Annotated in this window: 1 protein-coding gene; it reads left to right on the top strand. The window is 57.3% G+C overall.

All coding sequences use genetic code 11. From position 1 onward, the window contains the following. The coding region (locus LU493_RS19825) for a TerC family protein (RefSeq protein WP_428994589.1) at positions 1-358 on the top strand (358 nt) is incomplete at both ends.

Genomic DNA, 358 nt, shown 5'->3' on the forward strand with positions numbered 1-358 from the left:
TTCCTCACCGGTTATCTGATTGAAAAAGCGCTGGCGGTCGATAACGTCTTCGTCTGGTTGATGCTGTTCAGCTATTTCGCCGTACCGCCTGCTCTGCAGCGCCGGGTGTTGGTGTATGGCGTACTGGGCGCGATCGTTCTGCGTACCATTATGATCTTCGCCGGCAGCTGGCTGATTTCGCAGTTCGACTGGCTGCTGTACGTCTTTGGCGCCTTCCTGCTGTTTACCGGCGTGAAGATGGCGCTGGCGAAGGAGGACGAGTCCGGCATCGGCGATAAGCCGCTGGTGCGCTGGATCCGCAGCCATCTGCGGATGACCGATAAAATCGAGAGCGAGCGCTTCTTCACCCATAAAAACG

This window comes from Halomonas elongata, from assembly GCF_029081005.1.
GTDB classification, from domain to species: Bacteria; Pseudomonadota; Gammaproteobacteria; order Pseudomonadales; family Halomonadaceae; genus Halomonas; species Halomonas elongata_B.